Genomic DNA, 956 nt, shown 5'->3' with positions numbered 1-956 from the left:
ACGTGCTCAGAGTCACAGTAGTTGGTTGTACTTGATAGGATGAGCTATACCTATAACTATTCAAGGTAGTAGATGAACTACTCACTTACTCTCCTCCCGTGATTTGTAGTAGTGATAGGTCTTCTCAATTCAATTATAGTCTAAAACAAAGAGTACAACACTTTTTCATTCAGTGTTATGCCTTAAGTGAAACGAAAGGAATGAATTATAACTATGAAACTAACACACTTCATCGCAGCAGGAACAGCTGCTACTCTCTCCTATCTAGCTGTCAAAAATCGAGATAAGATTCTTCAGGAAGTAACAGAAACCACGGACCTGATCCATCGTATGCAGGACAACTATCAAACAATCCAAGACCGACTTGCCCTCATACAAGCCTATCAGAAACCTGTACAACAAATGGCAGAAGAGCTACAACACAAGGTAAACGTCTACCAACAAAGCACCGCTGGCAATCTCAATGAGATTAAAAGAATTCAAAAGAAGTATGTAGTAGATAATTGACTAACCAAAATAAACATGCCAAGATTAGTTGTGGGGAAACTCTGATGGAAGAGGTTCCCCACTTTTCTGGCTCATTGTCAACTGTAGTGGGTAGATGAAAAGCTAACACCTAGAGAGAACGACATTCGTCTTCTCTTTTTTGATGTTTAAGGCAATCAAGATCCGTTTTTTTAAGTTTTCAAAGTTCCTAAAGCCAAAGGCATTTCGTTTGATGACTTTGATGAGATTATTAGTAGCTTCCAATTTGGCGTTGGAATAAGGCCATTCCAATGCATTTAAAATCTTGTCCTTATCCTTTAGAAACGTCTTAAATACCGTCTGGAAAATAGGGTCAACTGATGCAATTTCCTGTTCGATGAGGTGAAAGAAATGGTCTGAGTTTTTCTCTTGGAAATGGAATAAAAGAAGTTGATAGAGTTCGTAGTGCAGTCGTAGTTCCTCTGAGAATG

At 38.5% G+C, this 956-nt stretch carries 2 protein-coding genes; one reads left to right on the top strand and one right to left on the bottom strand.

All coding sequences use genetic code 11. The features are described from left to right. Positions 1 to 213: 213 nt before the first annotated feature. Positions 214 to 507, top strand: coding sequence for a chemotaxis protein (locus ABPH35_RS10920; protein WP_349989681.1), 294 nt, complete (start codon positions 214 to 216; stop codon positions 505 to 507). A 102-nt stretch (positions 508 to 609) separates the two neighbouring features. Here ABPH35_RS10920 and ABPH35_RS10915 read toward each other — a convergent pair. Beyond that, positions 610 to 956, bottom strand: a 347-nt coding sequence (locus ABPH35_RS10915) for a transposase (protein ID WP_368849829.1), incomplete at its 5' end; no start/stop codon positions are given.

The sequence above is a fragment of the Streptococcus handemini genome (assembly GCF_040984445.1).
Lineage (GTDB): Bacteria > Bacillota > Bacilli > Lactobacillales > Streptococcaceae > Streptococcus > Streptococcus handemini.
The sequence above is the reverse complement of the archived record's forward strand: the minus strand, read 5'-3'. Positions and strand labels throughout refer to the sequence as shown.

Excerpts from the sequence above, each read along its gene's own strand:
- ABPH35_RS10920 (WP_349989681.1), top strand. The coding sequence starts at position 214 with ATGAAACTAACACACTTCATCGCAGCAGGAACAGCTGCTACTCTCTCC.